Raw genomic sequence first — 19049 nt, 5'->3', positions numbered from 1 at the left:
CTCAGCCGCGCCGGCGCGCCGCGGCCGCGGCCAGTTCACGCAGCATGGGCTCGGTGTCGTCCCAACTGACACAGGCATCGGTGACGCTCTGGCCGTAGACCAGCCCGGTGGCGGCGCCTAAATTCTGCTTGCCACCCACCAGGTGGCTTTCGATCATGGCGCCGATGATGCGCGGGTCGCCGCGGGCGATCTGACCGGCCACGTCCTGGCACACCCGGATCTGCTTTTCGGGTTTTTTGCGGCTGTTGGCGTGACTGAAATCGATCATGATCTTAGGCGTCAGGCCCGCCTCGACGATTTGCTCCGCGGCGATGTTGACGCTCTCGGTGTCATAGTTGGGCCGATGCCCGCCGCGCAGGATGATGTGGGTGTCGGCATTGCCGGCGGTGGAGAAGATGGCCGATTGCCCCTCCTTGGTGACCGACATGAAGACATGCGGTCGGGCCGCCGAATGGATGGCGTCGATGGCCACCTTCACCTCGCCGTCGGTGCCGTTCTTGAAGCCCACCGGGCAGGACAGGCCGGAGGCGAGTTCGCGGTGTCCCTGACTCTCGGTGGTGCGGGCTCCGATCGCGCCCCAGCTCACCAGGTCCGCGATGTACTGCGGGCTGATCAGGTCCAGGTACTCGGTCCCCGCCGGCATGCCCATCTCGGCCAGATCGAGCAGCAGCTTGCGGGCGAGCGACAGGCCCTTGTTGATCTCGAAGCTTTCGTCCAGGTCCGGGTCGTTGATCAGACCCTTCCAGCCGACGGTGGTGCGCGGCTTCTCGAAATAGACGCGCATCACCACCACCAGGTCGGCGCTCATCGCTTGGCGCACCGGCAGGAGGCGCCCGGCATACTCCAGGGCGGCCTGGGGGTCGTGGACTGAGCAGGGACCCACCACCACCAGCAGTCGGTCGTCCTCCCCATGGAGGATGCGCTGGATCGCCCGGCGGGTCTCGAAGACCGTGTCGGCGGCGCGCTCGGAGACAGGGAAGCGCTCGTGCAGCGCCCGTGGGGGTTGCACTTGAGTGATGGCGCGGATGCGCAGGTCGTCGGTCTGATGGGGCATGGCAGGGCAGCCGGGTCCGGGTCCAAGGCGAAGAGTGAGAAGTATAGTTCAAGACCTGCCGCGAACGGGTGGAGGGGGAGTGGCCGGGGTGTCGATTGACTTGGCTTATGCACTGCATTGCTTTTCTTCGTATCGGTGCGTCTTGGCTGGCGCACTTCGCCGGTCTTGAGCGCGTTGGTCCGCCAGCAATTGCATCCCGGCCTGACAGCGTCCACCATTGGGGGAACCGCGCTGCCGATGGGAGCCCCCGATGACGATACTTTTGGCCTGGCGTAATGAATGGTCTTTGGGCATCGATGCCTTGGATGACGACCACCGTGCGTTGGTCGAGTCACTCACCGACATCTGTCTGCGCTACTGCCCCCAGGCGAGCGTGTTGGCCCCCCTCGGGGGTGCGCTGCGCGGCGCTCCCGCGCGGCTGTCTCTGGTGGATGCGTTGAGCGACTTCGGCGATAAAGTGCGCATGCATTGCCGCCGCGAGGAGGCCTTTTTGCGCGCCATCGGCTACCACGAGTCGGCAGAACACGAGGCGCAACATGCCGCCCTCATGGTGCAATTCGATGCCATGCTCAGCGATTACCGCGCGCGGGGCGTCCAGGTCTTCGACTCCCCGACCCGCGAGTGGGTGCGCGATTGGCTGCTCGTCCACATCGTCGACGGCGACCGGGAGTTCGTGCGGTCCTATTTCGCGCTCTGTGGTTTGGAGGGTGTCGGTGCCGCGCCTCGGGCAGATGCCACCAGAGACGCCCGCGGGCGCTGCACGGGCGCGCGGTGCAGTCCCTGGAATGCCTCCCGGGATAGCGCCATCGCCATCGGGATCGCTGTGCCCAAGCCCTGATCGTTGGCCTCGCCGTGCTTGGCCAGCGTGGCGAGGTTGCCGGCGATGCTGTCGCACTTTCGCCCCTTGTCGATGCCCCGGACATGACCGAACCACTCTCCAAGCAAGACCTCGCGGCCCTGGTGGACCAACTAATCCTGGAGCAGGGCCGGCTGGACCCGCTGGAACTCCTGATGGCCTGCGACTACCTGGCCTATGCGGACTACGAGTCCTGGCGGCTCGGCGGGGTGCCCGACCTGGAGGGGGTGTTGCGCGTGCCAGCGGAGCAGGCGGCCGAACTCCTGGCCCGGGCGGGTCGTTATGCGGCGGCCCAACGATTGGCGGCGGTGCCCCTGGAGCATCGTGCCTGGGGTGCGAGCGACCGGCCCATCCCGATCGGCCCCGCGCGCGGTCCCCATCCGGGGTTGGTACGCGGTTGCGCCAAGGCCTTCGCCCCGCCCGCCGGTCGGGTGCAACTCGACCTCTTTCACGACAGCCAGGACCAGATTTTGGAGGAGGCGGTCCGGGCCGCCCTGACGGCGCGCCGCATCGACGCGGCTCATGCCGCCCTGACCCGGCTCATGAGCCTGGACCCCCGACACCCCCGGCTGCGCCGCTATCTGCGACTCATGCAGGCGGTGGAGGACCTGCCTGGACTGGCGGTGGCAGAGCAACTGCAAACCCTCGAATCGCTTGAGCCAGAGGTCCGGGACCTACTCGGCCACCGGGCGCGGGACCTGCTCGCCCCCCTCTGGGTCGGTCTGGCCGAGGCGCTCGCTGGCCAGCCATTCGACCCCGGTGCCCCGCAGCGCCACGCGGGCTACGCCTGGGCACGCGCCGGGCGCTACCCGGCAGCCCGTGAAGCCATCGAGGCGCTGCCCGACTGGCGGCGCTGGCCGGCACTCATTCTGGCCCATGCGGAGCTCTGCCGACGCCTGGTCGACCCGTCCGCCGCCCGCCGTGACTGGGCGGTGCTGTGCTGGGAGGACCCCGTCCAGGCACGCCTGGCGCTGGCGGCCAACGACCTCGCGGACCCCCGGCTGCGGCGGCTCTGGCGCGACTTTAGCGATGTCGACCTGGACCCGTCGGGGCTGGAGTCTGGCCTGGATCAGGACATCCAGGACTTCCCGGCCTGGCTCCTGCTCGCCGACCCCGGCACCGCTGCCGCCGTGCCGCCCGACCTGGCCCCGCCCGGGGCGATCGGTGAGGCCTACCGGCTGCTGCATGGGTTGGTGAGCGGTGCGGACGGCATCCCGCAGCGCGCGGCGCTGGCGCTGGCGCTGGTGCGACCTGGACTCTTGAGGCTCTATCTGGAGACTCGCGAGACCGGTCGCGGTGCGGCGCACCCTTGATCCTGGAAAGAGCAGATCTCACGCGAAGCCGCGAAGAACGCGAAGTTATTCTTTGTGATCTTTGTGTCTCCGTGTGAGGATTGTTCTTTCTATCGCCCGCCGCAGCGCGCGCCGAGCGCACGCGGTACACTTCCGCCACCACGGACCCCGAGCACCACGCCCCCGATGCACCAGATGCGCGCCATGATCCTCGCCGCCGGCCGCGGCGAGCGTATGCGTCCACTGACCGACACGGTTCCCAAGCCGTTGTTGATGGTCGGCGGCAAGCCACTGATCCAGTACCACATCGAGCGCCTGGCCCAGGCCGGGGTGCGCGACATCGTGATCAACCACGCCCATCTGGGCGCGCAACTCGAGGCCGCCTTGGGCGACGGCTCCCGGCTGGGGGTGCGGCTGCGCTATTCCCCAGAGGGTGAAGGCCAGGCACTGGAGACCGGCGGCGGTATCTTCAAGGCCCTGCCCCTGCTCGGCCCCGCCCCCTTTTTGGTCGTCAACGGGGACATCTGGACCGACTGCCCCTTTGCGGGTCTGGGACTGACCGACGGCGACCTGGTCCACTTGGTGCTGGTGCAGAACCCGCCCCAACACCCGCTCGGTGACTTTGCCTTGGACGGGGACCGGGTCCGCCGGGACGGCGAGCCCCGCTATACCTTCAGCGGCATCGGCGTCTACCGCCCGGAACTGTTCGCGGGCTGCACCCCCGGGGCCTTTCCACTCGCCCCGCTGCTGCGCCGGGCGATGGATTCAGAGCAGGCGGGCGGACGGCTCTATCGCGGTCACTGGTATGACATCGGCACACCGCAGCGGCTGGCGCAGTTGGATCGGTGGCTCCTGGCGGGCGGCGCCTAGACCGTCGATCAACCAAGAGAGGCCCATGCTCCAAGAACTCGACCACCTCCCCGCCGGCCTGCTTGAGGCCGACAGCCGCGACCTGTGCCGCTGCCTGGGCGGCCCGACCCTGATCCACCTGCCCGGGGCGCGCCAGCCGCCGCTCTTCGTCTGCGTGTTGCTGCACGGCAACGAGACCGTGGGCTGGGATGCCATCCGCGGACTGCTGCGCGAGCGCCTCGCCCGCGACGGCGAGCTGCGGTTGCCGCGCGCCTTGAGCCTCTTCATCGGCAACGTGGCGGCGGCCGCGCAGGGCGTCCGCCACCTGCCGGACCAACCGGACTATAACCGGGTGTGGCCGGGGGGCGACTTGCCCCACATGCCGGAAACCGAGCTGATGGCGGCGGTGGTGGAGCGCATGACCAGGCGTGGGGTTTTTGCCAGTATCGACCTGCACAACAACACGGGCACCAACCCCCATTACGCCTGTGTCGAACGGCTGGACAGCCGGACCCTGCAACTGGCCACCCTGTTCGCGCGCACCCTAGTCTATTTCACCGGTGCCAGCGGGGTGCAGTCCGATGCCTTCGCGGACCTGTGCCCGGCGGTCACCCTGGAGTGCGGCAAGGTCGGCGAGACGGCCGGGTTGAACCACGCGCGCACCCTGCTGGACGCCGCGCTGCATCTGGTCGCGGTGCCGGACCACCCGGTGGCGCCCCACGACATCGACCTGTTTCATACCGTTGCCCGGGTCCTGGTCCCGCCGGGCGTGAGTCTCGCTTTCGCACCGGCCGAGGCCGACCTGCTGCTCGATCCCGAAATCGAGCGCTGGAATTTTCGCGAAGTCCCGCGCGGGACCGCCGTTGCGCGCGTGCGCGACCCGGCCTTAGGGGTCGGCTTTGAGGTGTTCAACGAAGGCGGCAAGGACATCGCGGAGCGGTTCTTTCACCTCGAGGACGGCGAGGTGCGGTTGCGCCGCCCCGCGATTCCCGCGATGTTCACCCGAGATCTCGCGATCATCCGCCAGGACTGCCTGTGCTACCTGCTGGAGCGCTACAACGACCACGTACCAGGGCGGGGCTGAGTAACCGATAACCCTAAACCCGGGAATTGCTCACGCCAAGGCGCCAAGCTCGCCAAGGTTTTTCAATGCGTCGTCGGCGTTCGGCGACTAACCCGCAGGGCGATGCCGATGCTGGGCGCATCTCTTTGTCTCTTCTTGGCGTCTTGGCGCCTTGGCGTGAGAACTTCTTGTTCGAGGTTCCATGGTCACGCAGCCGTCTGCGGCCATGCGATGGCGTTCAGAGTTTGGCGGGCTTGGTCGTAATCGAATGATTCGATCTGCCGCGCCAGCCGTGCCGCCGTCTCGCCCGGCAGCGCCCGGAGCGCCCCCTCTGACTCGCGAAACAGATGCGCGGCGGCGATGTCCCCGACCGCCAGCAGGGCCTCAAGGCGTTGCACCAAGGCCTTGAGTTCCAAAGCGTTGGTGGTCTCGGCCGGCGGTGCGGCCGGGAGCGGCGGCAAGCGCTCCAGGATGGCGCCGGATACCTGCGCGTACGCTGCCTCCACGGCCGCGATCAGGGGCTCGCAGTCGCCGGTGTCGGCATCGGCGCGTAGCGCCGTCTCCAGGTCCGCGGCGGCCCGCTGGACCGCGGTGGCCCCCAGGGTGCCCGACACGCCCTTGAGCGTATGGACGATAAACCGGGCCGGTTCGCGTTCGCCGGCGGCGAGCCGCTGGCGTAACTGCACCATGTCCTGACCGTGTCCTTCGGCGTAGGTGCGCAGGTGGCGTCGCTCGTCCGCGCTCCAGGCACGCCCCCCCAGTGGGCCGAGCGGCATGTCGAGTTCGGCCAGTGGCCGCGGCGCTCCGTCCACCGGCGGCCAGCTCAGGGTTGGCGCGGGCAGCGTGGCCAGCGGGTCGTCGGACAGCCACTTTAACAGGGCGGCAAAGAGCGCCTCGGGGTCGACCGGCTTGGACACATAGTCGTCCATGCCGGCGGTGAGGCACGCCTCCCGATCCTCGTCGAAGGCGTTGGCGGTCATGGCCAGGATGGGGGTGGCGGCGCACCCCGGCAGGGCGCGGATGGCACGGGTGGCCGCCAGGCCGTCCATGATCGGCATCTGCACATCCATCAGGATCAGGTCATAGGGGGTGGCCGCGGCCAGCGCGACCGCTTCCCGCCCGTCCGCGGCGGTGTCCACCGCGAGCCCGGCCGCCCGCAGCAGCTCCAGTGCGACCTCCAGGTTGATGGCGTTGTCCTCCGCCAGCAAGATGCGGGCCCCGGCGTGGCGATGGCGCAATTCACCCTCAATATCGCGCGGGAGTGCGGCCCGCGGGTCTACGGTCGTGACCGGGTCGCCGTGGCCGCGCCCCAGCCGCACCGTGAACCAGAAGGTGCTGCCCTCCCCGGGCGCACTCGCGGCCCCGGCCTCGCCGCCCATCAACCGCGCCAAGTGGCGAGTAATGGCCAGCCCCAGACCGGTGCCGCCGTAGCGGCGGGTGATGGAGGCGTCGGCCTGCTCGAAGGCACCGAAGAGCCGCGGCAATTGGTCTGCGCCGATACCGATGCCGGTGTCCTGCACCTCGAAGCGCACCAGCAGCCCCGCGGGCGACTCCTCGATAAGCTGTGCGCGCAGCCGGACCCGGCCGCGCTCGGTGAACTTGACTGCATTGGCGGCCAAGTTGAGCAGGGCCTGGCGCAGGCGCGTCGGGTCGCCATACAGCCAGCGTGGCACCGCGTCCGCATCGACCTCCACGCGCAGCCCCTTGGCGGCGGCTTGGTCTGCGACCAGTGAGCACACCTGATCCAGAACGCTGCCCAGGACAAAATCGCCCGGCTCCAGTTCCAGGCGGCCCGCCTCGATCTTGGAGAAGTCCAGGATATCGTTGAGGATGGCCAGCAGGTGCCGGGCGGCGCCGTCGATGCGCCGCAGCCGCTCGGCCTGGGCTGGCGTGACCTGGCTGCGGGCGAGCAAGTGGGTGAGCCCGACGATGGCGTTCATGGGCGTGCGGATCTCGTGGCTCATGTTGGCCAGGAAGGCGCTCTTGGCCCGGTTGGCCGCCTCCGCCCGGGTGCGGGCACTGGTGAGCTCCAGGGTGCGGCGCTCCACCAACTCCTCCAGGTGGTGGCGGTAGCCGTCCAGCTCGTCGGCCACGCGCTGCTTCTCGGTGATGTCCTCCTTGACCGCGACATAGTGGGTGACCGCCCCATCGGGTTGACGCAGCGGGGTGATGATGGCGTGTTCGGTATATTCGCTGCCGTCACGCCGCCGGTTGATGAACTCGCCCTGCCAGGCATGGGCCTCGCCCAAGGCCTTCCAGAGTGCGCGGTGGGTGGTCGGCGGGGTCTTGCCGGATTGAAGGATGCGCGGATTCTGGCCGATGGCCTCGGCCCGCGCGTAACCGGTGGCCCGCACGAAGGCCTCGTTGACATACTCGATCTGCCCCGCCAAATTGGTGATGACGATACTCTCCGGGCTCTGCTCCACCGCCTGGGCGAGCTTGCGCAATTGCACCTCGTCGCGGCGCTGGCGCACGATGCGCCACACCTCGTTGGCCAGGAGTTGGACGGTCTCCACGTCCAGGTCGGTATAGGGTTCGGCCTTGTTGCCCACCGTGGCGATCATGCGCACCAGGCCGGATTCGAGCACCGGCACGCTGATCAGGCGCATCAGGGCCGCGTCGCCGGCGGGCAGTCCCGGGCGCCCAATTTCATCCTGGGGGGCGGCGACAGCGTCGTTGCCGACGACCGGGGCGCGTTGGCTCAGGGCCTCGGCCCAGATGCCTGCGTGAGTGCCGGGGTCAGGCCGATCGTCGGTCGCCCGGCAATCGTGTTCCAGGGTGTCCCGGGACCAGGCGGCCATCTCGATGGTCTGCTGATCGTCGTGGACGAAGTGGGTGAAGCCGATGCGGCTGCCGGTGAGTTGCTCGGCCAACGCCAGCGCGTATTGCATGAAGGCGGATTCAGTGAGGCGCTCGGCGGCCCCCGGCAGGTCCAACAGGGCGGTGGCGCGGCGCGCCTGGAGGGCCAAGGTCTGCTCCGTCTGACGGCGATCGGTGATGTCCAGGAGGCTGCCGAAGACCCGTATCACCCGGCCGTCACGCACCTCGGCCGTCGCGCGGGTGCGCACCCAGCGGCGCTCCCCGTGGGCGGTATCCAGTCGCAGATCCAGGTCATAGGGCTCGCCGAACTGAATCGCGCGCTGAAAGGCTGCGGCCAGCCGGGGGCGGTCTTCCGGGGCATAGAAGCCGAGGACGCGCTCGGTGTCGGTCGGGTCGTAGTCCTTGGCGACCCCGAAGATGCGGTAGACCTCTGCCGTCCAGTGCCGCTGACCGTTCGCCACGTCATACTCCCAGCCGCCGAGCCTGGCCATTTCCTGGGTATGCCCCAGCAGTGCCTGCTCCTTGAGCAACGAGGACTCCCGTTGTTGACGACGCACCCGGGCGGCCATCAGGGCGGCCAGGAGCAGGGTGGCCACCGGGTAGACCCCGAGTACCCCCAGACCGACCCGTTGTAATACCAGCACCGCGGTCGGCGTCGGCAAGATGATCAGCATCAGTACCAGCATGACGACATGCACCAGGACCCCGAACAGGTACAGTTCCAGTAGGGCTAGGCGCTCCGGTGCCGGGCGCAGGCGCCGCCAGAGGATACCGATGGTACCTGCGGCGAGGATCACGGCGACCCCGACCGGGGCGCCGAGGCCGCCCTGGAACAGGCGCAGGGCTGCGGTCATGGTCATCGCCACGAGGGTGGGCAGGGCGCCGAAATACAGCCCGCTGACCGCCAGCAGCACCGAGCGGGTATCGAAGAAGAGCCCGGGAATCAGTGACCAGGGCGCCAGCATGAGCGCCGTCCCGAGGGCCCCGATCAAGACGCCCGCCAGCAACCGGGCCGGCACCGACCCGCGATCGCCGGCACCGCCGATAAACAGGTCCAGGACCAGGGCCAGGGCGAGTAGCAGTGCGGCGTTATGGATCAGGGCGAGCAAGGCCGGCCCGGTCAGTGCGGTATCAAGCATCATGCCGACAGGTAGAAAATAGACAGGATCAATAGAACGTTTCAGGAGTCACTGGGGCGGCGCCGCTGCCAGGTCCCGATGCCCTTCGGCGATGGCGGCGAAGGCGGTGAAGTCGGCCAGGAAGGCGTCGGTCACGTCCGGGTCGAACTGGGTCCCGCGCCCGGCGGCAATGATCGCGCGGGCCTCCGCCAGGGACAGTGCCGGTTTGTAGACCCGCGGCGAGACCAGGGCGTCGAAGACATCGGCCAGGCTCATGATGCGGGCACAGATGGGGATCGCCTCACCGGCCAACCCGTCCGGATAACCGCGGCCGTCCCAGCGCTCGTGGTGCCAGCGGGCGACCTCTTGGGCCAGGGTCAGGAAGGCGAGCGGGCGCTCCAGGTCCTGCTGGGCGAGCGCGATGGCGTCCGCACCGATGTGGGCGTGGGTCTGCATGATGCGCCGTTCCTCCGCGCTCAGTGCCCCCGGCTTACGCAGGATGGCGTCGGGGACGCCCACCTTGCCGATATCGTGCAGTGGGGCGGAGCGGGTCAGCAGGTCGATATAGCCTTGATCCAGGGTGGCGGCGAAGCGCGGATCGGCGCGCAGCCGATTGGCCAGCAGGGACACGAAGGCCTGGGTGCGCCGGATGTGGTTACCGGTCTCCCCGTCGCGGGTCTCCGCCAGATGCGCCAGGGCGCGGATCGCGACCGCCTGGGTAGCCTCGTTCTCCATCATGCGCCGGGCGATCTCCGCCTCCAGAAAGGCGTTCTGGTCTTTGAGCCAATCGCGCGCCAGCTTCACCTCCAGTTGGGTGCGTACCCGCGCCAAGACCAGATTGGGCCGGATCGGCTTGGTGAGATAGTCCGCCGCGCCAGCCGTCAGACCGTGCAACTCCGCCTCGGGGCTATCCAGGGCGGTGAGGAAGATCACCGGGATGTCGCGGGTCAGTGGGTCGGCCCGCAGTCGCTCGAAGACCTCGTAGCCCCCCATCTGCGGCATCATCACGTCGAGCAGGATCAGGTCCGGGCGCGGCGTGCCGCTGGCCATGCGCAGGGCCCTGGCACCCGAGTTGGCCGCCAGCACGCGATAGGTGGGATACAGCAGGTCCCCCAGCAGGGCGAGGTTCTCGGCGGCATCGTCGACGATGAGCAGGGTGGCTTGGGGCGGCGCGATCACGTTGCGTCACCGCCGCCCGGTCCCTTGATCGGCGTGCCAGGCGGCTCGAACGGCGGCGCCGACGTGCCTGACGCCCAGCGCCGCAGTTGATACCAGGCCCGCCCCAGATGCTCATGCAGGGCGTAAGCGCTGATGGTCAACGCGCCCGCCCTGGGCACCCAATCCGACCACGCCAGATCGTCGCGCCAGTGCGGACCGGCGATCAGCCCGGTCGGGGCCGGGATCACGGCAAGCCCGACCCGTTCGCAGGCGGCCACCGCGCGCGGCAGGTGCCAGGCATCGCTCACCAGCAATACCTGGGAGACCCCGTCGCGCGCAAGCATGGCTCTTGAATAGGCGGCGTTCTCCCAGGTGGTGCGGCTCACATTCTCCACGCCGGCGACCGGCACCGCGAACTCCTCCCTCAGGATCCGCGCCATCAGGTCGCCCACCGCCGGCCGGCGTGCCGTGGTGAAGCCGCCGCTCACATAGAGCGGCAGGCCGGTGGAGCGCTGCAGCCAGGCCCCATAGCGCACCCGCTGCAGGGTGAAGTTATCCAGGGTCGGCCCCCCGTATTCGGGCGCGTCGCGCCTAAATCCCCCGCCAAGGACCAGGATGCCCTTGATTGGCGGTTCCAGCGGCGCCCGGAGATCCAGGGGTGGATAGGGCTCCAGCGGCACCATCAGCAGGATCGATACCACCGGCAGAGAGAGCAGGGTGAGGCCAGCGGTGGCGGTACACAGGAGCGCTCGCCCCGCCCCCCCCGGCACCCCCAGGGTCGCTCCCACGAGCATCAGGATGATGATCCCCGGGGGTAACAGCAGGGTCTTGAGGGCTTGGTAGGCCGTCATCCTAACCGCTGCGCGCTTGGGACGTATCCGAAAAACATGAATGGCGATCGTTCAAGTCTACTTGGACACCATTTCAGCCTTCATGATCTTGGGCGTGACGAAGATCAGGAGTTCGGAGTTATCGTCAGTGTGCGCATTCTTTTTGAACAGGCGCCCGAGCACGGGGACGTCTCCTAACCAGGGCACCTGCTCCTTGCTGTTACCCTTGGTGCGTTCATAAACGCCGCCCAGGATTACGGTGTCGCCATTGTCGACCAGCACCGTCGTCTTGACTGAGCGCGTATCGATTGAGATACCGGCGGACGTCGCCTGGGCATAGTTCGGCGCATCCTTTTGGACCACGAGGTCCATGACTACGCGGTCGTCGGGGGTGATCTGCGGCGTCACATCGAGTTTGAGCACTGCGGCCTTGAAGGCCGTTTGGGTCCCGTTGTTTGAGACGGTTGAGTAGGGAATCTCCTGGCCCATCGCGATGGTGGCCTGTTTGCCATCGGAGGTAATGACCCGCGGGCTGGAAATGATCTCGCCACGCCCCTCCGTTTGCATCGCCGTGAGTTCCAACTGGAGCAGATAGGACCCCACCTTGCCGATCAGGAAGTTGATGGCGCCGGACGGGGCGGCGGCGGGCAGGTTGACCATCAGGCCTTGTGCCGTCGCTGACGCCACATTCGTGACAATGGGGTTGAAGGGTGCGGCGGGGACGGTGGTGATGTCCTGTCCGAACTTGCCGGCGTTATAGTTCGCGGTGTTCGTTAGACCCCCCGGCTGACTGCCGCCGATCAGCATCTGGGTACCACTCAGGCTCCCCGTCGCCCCCGAGGCCCCGAAGCGCACGCCCAGGTCGCGCGCGAAGCTATTGCTCGCGATCACAATGCGGGACTCGATCATCACCTGACGCACGGGCACATCGAGCTTGGTGATCAGCGCCCGAATATCCTCAAGCTTGGCCGCTGTATCCTTGATCAACAGTTGGTTGGTACGTGCGTCGGAGGTCACTGAGCCACGCTCAGAGAGCATGCTTGGCCCCTGTTGAACAGAATTGGACCTATCTTGTCTGTTACCACCCTGTGCTTGCGAGGGGTTGGAAGCATTGGAGTCCGAATTGGGGGCGGTTTGGGTGGGTGCTGCGCTACCCTGACCGGTCAGTACGGCAGCGATTTCGGCCGCCTTGGCATAGTTGATCTGGAAGATTTCCAGGCGCAGCGGCGCCAGTTCCTCGATCGCTTGATTGGATTGCAGCTCCAGCTTTTCCTGGGCGGCCAACTCCGCGCTGGGGGCGACCATGATCACATTGCCGGTCTGGCGCATCCCCAGCCCCTTGCTCTTCAGGATGATGTCCAGGGCCTGGTCCCAGGGGACATTTTTCAGACGCAACGTGATGCTGCCCCGCACCGCATCGCTGGCGATCAGGTTGAGGCCGGTGAAGTCCGCCAGCAACTGCAGCACCGCGCGCACCTCGATATCCTGAAAGTTGAGCGAGAGCCGATCGCCGGTATAGGTGATCTTTTTCTTCGCGTCCTGTTCCTTCTCCGCCGCGGTCAGTGCGCGAAACTCCAGGGTAAAAATGTCATCGGTCTGATACGCGAGGTAGTCGTATTCCCCAGCGGTCTGGATATCGAGCAACACATTGCGTCCGCTCGGTTTGGACTCGACGGCGGTTACTGGGGTGGCGAAATCGGTCACGTCGAGCCGTCGGAACAGGCGAGGGGGGAGCGTGCTGTCATAGAGGTCGACGAACACGTGCCCAGCCTGTTCACGCACTGCCGCGCGGGTCTGGGCGCTGGGTAGCTTGATGACCACCCGTCCTTCCCCGCCGTTGCCGCGTCGAAAATCGATGTCGCGAACCGGGCCTCCCGCCGCCGCCGCCGCTGCGCGCGCGGGAGCGGCCTGTTGGGTCGCCACATGAGCCCCGCCCCGGGCGATCGGTGCGCTTGCGGCCGCCGCCGCTGCCGGGGGGAGCGGCGGCGGCGGGGCGCTGGGCGCGCCGCCCTGGGTGCTGATCTTGAGCGTGACCTGGTTGCCGTTACTGCTCACCTCATAGGGGACGGGTTCGTTCAGATTGACCACGACGCGGGTGCGATTGCTGGCCTCCACGGCGACCAGGCTGTGAATGGCTCCCACGCCGATGGGTACGGCCTTGTGCTCGAGCTTGTTGGTGACGCCAGCGAAGTCCAGGGCGATGCGCGCCGGGGAGTCGGTGGCGAATGACGTCGGTTTGGCGACCGCTCCGGAGAAGGTCAAGGTCACCTCGACCTGATTGCCGGGCAAAGCGGCCGATGAGACGCTCTGAAGATCGACGCCCCAGCTCGGGGTGGCGCCGAGTGTGCCGACGAGCAACAGCCAGCAAGTCATCCATCCGGCGAGCGATAGGCGCCCCTCGGGTCGGGGCTGGTGCGCCCAGGGGCGCGGATTGTGTTGACTTGGGCTCATCATTGCGGCGTGCCCTCCAAAGGTTATTGAGTGAGTGCGACCGTCGCCTGGCGCTCGCGCCACTCGCCGGGGTTTTCCGATACGATCTCGGTCAATTGGATCGCCGTGTCGCTGATGCCGACGATCTGACCATTGTTCATCCCCAAATAGTTGCCGACGCGCACCCGGTGGAGGATACCGTCGGGGGTGCGGATCAGTGCCCACATGGTTTGGTTCTGCTCCAGGGTACCGACCATCCGCAGGGAGTCCAAGGCGAATCCCTCCAGCTCTTCCTTGCGCCTCAGGGGGTCGGGGGCCAGGTTGTTCCCGGCGACGGCCGCTGGCGTGGCCGCGCCCCGATTGTCCATCACAAAGGGGTCCCGCCGCTCGCCCGGTTCGTAAATAAATGTATCGATCTGCTTGATTTCTGGTAGCGGGCCGATCGGTGCAGGGTCACGGGCCTTGACCTTCTTCGCATAATCCTCGAGATCGCTCTGGTCGGGATTGCCGCAAGCGGTGAGCTGCAACGACAGGAGCGCCGCGACGAGCCAGGGTAAGCGCCGTGAGGGGCCGCGGCGCAGCGGATTCTCGGGCCGTCTCATTTGGTTGCGGTCTCATCCAGATAGCGATAGGTCTTTACCTGCGCCTGGAGCTGCAGTTTGGCGTCCTCTCCGCCACGCTCGCCCGCGGGGCTGGCGATCTTCACGTTGTGGATCGTCACGATCCGCGGCAGGGCCGCGAGCCCGCTGATAAAGCTGCCGAACTCGTGATAACGGCCGGTCACTTTGATGTTGATCGGCAGCTCCGCGTAGAAGTCCTTCAGCTTCTCCCCCTCGGGTTGGAACAGCTCGAACTCGAGTCCTGCCGCCAGCCCGGTCTGGGAGACGTCCACCAGCAGTGCCGCCACTTCGGTCTTGTCCGGGAGTTGGCGCAGCATGGCCCCGAAGGACTCTTTCATCTCGGCGAGCTGCTGGCGGAAGGCATTCAGACTGGCCGCCTTTTTTTGCTTGGTCTCAAAGGTCTTGCGTAGTTCCAGTTCTTTTGCTTGGGCCGTATCGAGTCGCTCCAATTGGGCAGCCGTGTCCAGGTAATAGATGGCCGCACCGGCCACACTGCAGAGCAAGACGATGGCTATTGCCTTGACCGGCACCGGCCATTCGCCGATGTTATTCAGGTCGAGTTCATTGAGTTCGCTCAGTTCCATGGGGTTTGGGTCCCGGGGGGCGGTCTGCTCTCAGGTGGATGGGCGTGGCGGCTGCGCATTGTCGCCGGTGGGCTGCGTCTGCTCGAAGGACATCCGGAAATGACTGAAGCCGGTCCCGGTTTTGTCTTTGTTTTCGATTAGCAACAGGTGCGGATTGCCGAGCCAGGCGGAGGCCTCGATGTTGCGCATGAAGGCTGAGACGCGCGCGTTGGATTGGGCGCGCCCCTCCAGCACGATTTTGTTGCCCGTCTGCTCCAGATTGACCAAAAAGACGCCCTCGGGGATGGTCGTCACCAACTGGTCGAAGAGCCTGACCACCTCCGGACGGCTTTGCTGAAGTTGCTGGATGATGTTCATGCGGGCCAGCAACTTGGCCTTGGTCTCCTCCAACTGCTGGATTTCCTTGAGCTGCCGGTTGAGCTGACTGATCTCGTTGTCGAGGAAGCGGTTGCGTCCCTCCTGGATGTCGATCCTGGTTTCCATCCAAAAATGGACCCCAATGGCGCCCAGCAGAACGACACCCAGGGCGATGCCGCCGGCGATCGCGAATTCCTGGCGTCGGCGGTGACGCTCGGCCTCACGCCAAGGGAGTAGATTGATCCGGGCCATCAGTCGAATCCGCGCAGGGCGAGCCCTACGGCGACCATCATCCCCGAGGCATTACGCAGCAACTCCTTGGCATCGACCCGGGGGGAAAAAGACATTTGGGCGAAGGGATTCGCCGCCGTGGTCGGCAGCTCCAGGCGATCCTCGACAAGTTCATCGATCTTGACAATGCTGGCGGTGCCGCCGGCCAGGATCAGTTGATCGACCCGGTTGAAGGTACTGCCGGAATAGAAGAACTGGAGTGCCCGGCCGATCTGTTGGGCCAGGGCCTCCTTAAAGGGGCCCAAGACCTCGGCGTCGTAGTCCTCCGCGACGTCGCCTTCGACGACCTTCTGGGCGGCCAGGTCGCGCGGCAGGCTATAGCGTCGCTGGACCTCGTCGATCAGCTGCTGGCCGCCGAAATTTTGCTCGCGGGTGTACACGACCTGCCCCTCGTGAAGTACATGCAGGGTGGTCGTGGCGGAGCCCACGTCGGCTACGGCCACCGTCCGCGCCGTGACGGCCTCGCCGTGGCCCCCCAAGATCAGGCTACAGGCATTCTCCATCGCATAGGCCTCGACGTCGACCACCCCGGCGGTCAGGCCGGCGACCTCCAGCGCGCTCACATGGTCATCCACATTTTCCCGGCGCGACGCCGCCAGCAGGACATCCACCATGTCGGGACTCGTCTGCGAGGTACCCAGCACATCGAAATCGATATTGACCTCCTCCAGTGGGTACGGGATGTATTGGTCGGCCTCCAACTGGATCTGGTTTTCCATCTCCGCGTCGGTCAGCCCGGCGGACATGGAGATGACCTTGGTGATGACCGCGGACCCGGACACCGCCACCGCGGCCCGTTTGGTCTTGGTGCCGCAGCGCTGCACGGCCCGTTGGATGCACTGGCCGACCGCCTCGGGGTCGGCAATCCGCTGCTCCACCACCGCGTTTGTCGGCAGTGGTTCAACGGCAAAGGACTCGACCCGGTAGAGGTCGGTCGGCGAGCCGGACCCCTGCGACAGCTCGATCAGCTTGACCGCCGTCGCGCTGATGTCGATGCCTAGCATGGCCTTGTTCTTGCGGAGGAGTCCGAACATCGGAGGTGCTTAAACCCTATCAATCTTCATGTAAAATCGGCAGCAGGCGGTGCGATTGTGGGCTCACTATATCAAACCGCGAACCGTTTGCGGGGGGCCGCGTGTCGTACCGGGCGCGGAGCCCACTCGCCGGGGTATGCGCGGACCAGACGCGCGTGTTACCGTTCGGCCGTCAGGCGCCACCCGTCACTATGCCTGTAACCTGGCGCCGCCGCGAGTGCTATGTGAGTTGGGCAAACTGAGCGAACCGGAGGTGCTGGATGTCGCGACGCGACCGCGGCAACGCGGCACAGTGGCGCCTCGCCTACGAGGCGGCCCGCATCATGGCGGAGCAGGGCGAGTCGGACTTCGACCGGGCGCGCCGTAAGGCGGCCGCGCGAACCGGGGTGCTGGATCGGCGCAGATGGCCGACCAACGAGGCGATCCACGAGGCGCTGCTGACCCAGCGCCGCCTCTTTGTCGATGACGCCTCGGCCGACGACCTGCGGCGGTTGCGGCGCGACGCGCTGGCGGCCATGCACAGCTTCCGGGCCTTCGGTCCGCGCCTGATCGGCCCGGTCTTGCACGGGTCTGGCCAGGCCGAGCAGGGCGTGCAGCTGTGTCTGTATGCCGAGCGCCCGGAGGAGGTGGTGTTCGCACTCATGGACCAGCACATCCCCTGGCACGAACGCGAGCGCAGTTTTCGCTACGGCGACGGTGAGCGGCGCACCCACCCGGTCTTCCGCTTCCTCGCTGGCGGGACCCCCATCGAACTGGTCGTCCTGCCGCGCCATGCCCTGCGCCATCCACCATTGGACCCCCTCACCGAGCGCCCCGTGCGGGGTGCCGATCGCGCCGAACTGGAGCGCCTGATGAGTCAGGGCAATGACCAATAGAGAGCATTAATACAATGGTGCGGGATACGCCGGCTGACGGAGAATTGACACCCCCGGTCAGACCTCCTACCATCTTTGGTTTGTGGCGCTTATTCTCGGCAATGACAAGGCATCGCAGGCGCTGCTGCGGCGCATCATGCCAACCGCGCTCTTAATCCCGGAGTGATCTATGTCCAAAGCCCCCATGCGTATTGCAGTGACCGGCGCCGCCGGCCAGATTTGTTATAGCCTGCTGTTCCGTATCGCCGCCGGCGACATGCTCGGCAAAGACCAGCCGGTCATCCTGCAGTTACTCGACCTGCCGCAGGCCCAACAGGCCGTGCAGGGCGTGATGATGGAGCTGCAGGATTGCGCCTTCCCGCTGCTCGCCGACATGGTGGCCACCGATGACCCGAACGTCGCCTTCAAGGACGCCGACATCTGCTTGCTGGTCGGGGCCCGCCCGCGTACCAAGGGGATGGAGCGGGCCGACCTGTTGAGCGCCAACGGCGCCATCTTCACCGTGCAGGGTAAGGCCATTGCCGAGCATGCAAAGGAGACCGTGCGGGTGCTGGTCGTCGGCAATCCTGCCAACACCAACGCCTACATCGCCGCGGCGGCCGCCCGCAAGGTGGGGCGTACCGACCCGAACAACTACCACGGCATGCTGCGTCTGGACCACAACCGCGCCCTCTCGCAACTCGCCGCCAAGATCGGCCGGCCGGTGACCTCGCTGGAGAAGTTGATCGTCTGGGGCAATCACTCCCCGACGATGTATGCCGATTACCGTTACACCACCTCCAACGGCGACAGCGTCAAGGACCTGATCAACGATCACGCCTGGAATAACGACGTCTTCCTGCCCACCGTCGGCAAGCGCGGCGCGGCCATCATTGAGGCCCGCGGCCTGTCCTCCGCCGCCTCCGCCGCCAATGCGGCCATCGACCACGTCCATGACTGGGTGCTTGGTTCGGACGAGTGGGTCACGATGGGCGTGCCGTCCGATGGTTCATACGGCATCCCGGCCGGGATCGTATGCGGCCAGCCCTGCGAGTGCCAGGGCGGTGGCTACAAGGTCATTGCGGGTCTTGAGATCGATGCCTACAGCCGCGAGAAGATCGACATCACGCTGAAGGAATTGACTGACGAGGCGGAAGCCGTCAAGGGTATGCTGTAGCAGCGACGGGCTGAGGGTGTCGGATGGGGCAGGGATGGCCCCGAGTACCGCGCGACATGGGAGGTTCGTGCGGCCCGTCGCTTTGTAAAATGTACGGGTAAAGCAGGAAACGGCCCGACGGCTATTTCTCGCCCAAGAATCACGGGGGATGCCAAGCAGATTGGCATCCCCCGTTCATTTTCTGCTTTACCAAACAGGGCGCGAGCGGGAGCGAGCGCCCTGTTAGCGACCGTACTTGCGACGGAAGCGGTCGACGCGGCCGCCGGTATCGACGATCTTCTGCTTGCCGGTGTAAAACGGATGGCAGGCGGAGCAGACCTCGACATGCACGTCCTTACCCAGCGTGGAGCGGGTCTGGAACTCGTTGCCGCAACTGCACGCCACCTTCACGTCGCCATAGGCGGGGTGGATTCCTTCTTTCATGATGACCCTTCTCGCCCTGCGCGGGCAGACTGTAAACCTGGAAAAACGGGGTACGATATCACTGTGCGTTGGGTGATGCAACCCTACTTGAGGTTTCCTCCACGGCAAATCCGTTCTAGCCCGCCGTGGCTGGCCGTCCCCGCCGACGGCGGGAATTTTCGGTCATGCCCAGGTAGTCGAACACCAGGCGGACGTTGCGTGCCAGGCGCTGGATGGTGGCGGCGACGGTGTCGCGGGAT

The 19049-nt window shown here is 66.6% G+C and carries 16 protein-coding genes; 6 read left to right on the top strand and 10 right to left on the bottom strand.

All coding sequences use genetic code 11. The annotated features are described in order from the left end of the window. Position 1 precedes the first annotated feature (1 nt). Complete coding sequence (locus tag QZX93_RS14270; RefSeq protein WP_295393542.1) at positions 2–1054, bottom strand: 3-deoxy-7-phosphoheptulonate synthase; 1053 nt, start codon at positions 1052–1054, stop codon at positions 2–4. Positions 1055–1304: 250 nt separating this feature from the next. Here QZX93_RS14270 and QZX93_RS14265 point away from each other — a divergent pair, with 250 nt between their 5' ends. The 4 genes from QZX93_RS14265 to QZX93_RS14250 all read left to right on the top strand — a co-directional run bounded on the left by QZX93_RS14265 (position 1305) and on the right by QZX93_RS14250 (position 5135). After that, complete coding sequence (locus QZX93_RS14265) at positions 1305–1892, top strand: hemerythrin domain-containing protein (RefSeq protein WP_295393541.1); 588 nt, start codon at positions 1305–1307, stop codon at positions 1890–1892. Positions 1893–1975: 83 nt separating this feature from the next. Next, positions 1976–3223, top strand: coding sequence for a hypothetical protein (locus QZX93_RS14260; RefSeq protein WP_295393539.1), 1248 nt, complete (start codon positions 1976–1978; stop codon positions 3221–3223). 174 nt (positions 3224–3397) lie between these two features. Then, a complete protein-coding gene (gene murU / locus QZX93_RS14255; protein WP_295393588.1) occupies positions 3398–4072 on the top strand; it encodes an N-acetylmuramate alpha-1-phosphate uridylyltransferase MurU in 675 nt (224 codons plus the stop codon). A gap of 25 nt (positions 4073–4097) precedes the next feature. Further along, positions 4098–5135: a M14 family metallopeptidase gene (locus QZX93_RS14250; RefSeq protein ID WP_295393538.1), complete on the top strand. Its 1038-nt coding sequence runs from the start codon at positions 4098–4100 to the stop codon at positions 5133–5135. Positions 5136–5320: 185 nt separating this feature from the next. Here the strand turns inward: QZX93_RS14250 and QZX93_RS14245 are convergent, their stop codons facing one another. The 8 genes from QZX93_RS14245 to QZX93_RS14210 all read right to left on the bottom strand — a co-directional run bounded on the left by QZX93_RS14245 (position 5321) and on the right by QZX93_RS14210 (position 16356). Continuing rightward, positions 5321–9076: a PAS domain S-box protein gene (locus tag QZX93_RS14245; RefSeq protein ID WP_295393536.1), complete on the bottom strand. Its 3756-nt coding sequence runs from the start codon at positions 9074–9076 to the stop codon at positions 5321–5323. Between the two features lie 45 nt (positions 9077–9121). Beyond that, positions 9122–10231, bottom strand: coding sequence for an HD domain-containing phosphohydrolase (locus QZX93_RS14240; protein ID WP_295393534.1), 1110 nt, complete (start codon positions 10229–10231; stop codon positions 9122–9124). Continuing rightward, a complete protein-coding gene (locus QZX93_RS14235; RefSeq protein WP_295393533.1) occupies positions 10228–11061 on the bottom strand; it encodes a YdcF family protein in 834 nt (277 codons plus the stop codon). The genes QZX93_RS14240 and QZX93_RS14235 overlap by 4 nt, the downstream gene beginning before the upstream one ends. Before the next feature lie 57 nt (positions 11062–11118). Next, positions 11119–13413, bottom strand: a complete 2295-nt coding sequence (locus QZX93_RS14230) for a type IV pilus secretin PilQ (RefSeq protein ID WP_295393586.1) — start codon at positions 13411–13413, stop codon at positions 11119–11121. Between the two features lie 101 nt (positions 13414–13514). Next, entirely contained in the window at positions 13515–14072 is a 558-nt protein-coding gene (locus QZX93_RS14225; protein ID WP_295393531.1) for a pilus assembly protein PilP, read from the bottom strand. Next, positions 14069–14674, bottom strand: a complete 606-nt coding sequence (locus QZX93_RS14220; protein WP_295393529.1) for a type 4a pilus biogenesis protein PilO — start codon at positions 14672–14674, stop codon at positions 14069–14071. Before QZX93_RS14220 ends, QZX93_RS14225 begins: the two co-directional genes overlap by 4 nt. Before the next feature lie 30 nt (positions 14675–14704). After that, complete coding sequence (locus QZX93_RS14215; protein ID WP_295393527.1) at positions 14705–15283, bottom strand: PilN domain-containing protein; 579 nt, start codon at positions 15281–15283, stop codon at positions 14705–14707. Further along, positions 15283–16356 carry a pilus assembly protein PilM gene (locus QZX93_RS14210; protein ID WP_295393525.1) on the bottom strand — a complete coding sequence of 358 codons (1074 nt, stop codon included), beginning with the start codon at positions 16354–16356 and terminating at the stop codon, positions 15283–15285. The genes QZX93_RS14215 and QZX93_RS14210 overlap by 1 nt, the downstream gene beginning before the upstream one ends. Before the next feature lie 260 nt (positions 16357–16616). On the opposite strand from QZX93_RS14210, the gene QZX93_RS14205 reads away from it, so the two are divergent. Together QZX93_RS14205 and QZX93_RS14200 are read left to right on the top strand one after the other, a co-directional pair. Then, complete coding sequence (locus QZX93_RS14205) at positions 16617–17231, top strand: hypothetical protein (protein ID WP_295393523.1); 615 nt, start codon at positions 16617–16619, stop codon at positions 17229–17231. A 169-nt stretch (positions 17232–17400) separates the two neighbouring features. Continuing rightward, a complete protein-coding gene (locus QZX93_RS14200; protein WP_295393521.1) occupies positions 17401–18387 on the top strand; it encodes a malate dehydrogenase in 987 nt (328 codons plus the stop codon). Between the two features lie 222 nt (positions 18388–18609). On the opposite strand, the gene rpmE is transcribed toward QZX93_RS14200, so the two are convergent. Beyond that, positions 18610–18810, bottom strand: a complete 201-nt coding sequence (gene rpmE, locus QZX93_RS14195) for a 50S ribosomal protein L31 (RefSeq protein WP_295393519.1) — start codon at positions 18808–18810, stop codon at positions 18610–18612. Positions 18811–19049 lie beyond the last annotated feature (239 nt).

It is taken from the genome of uncultured Thiodictyon sp. (assembly GCF_903946935.1).
Lineage (GTDB): Bacteria > Pseudomonadota > Gammaproteobacteria > Chromatiales > Chromatiaceae > Thiodictyon.
Note: the sequence above shows the minus strand (reverse complement) of the source record. Positions and strands in the feature narration are given on the sequence as shown.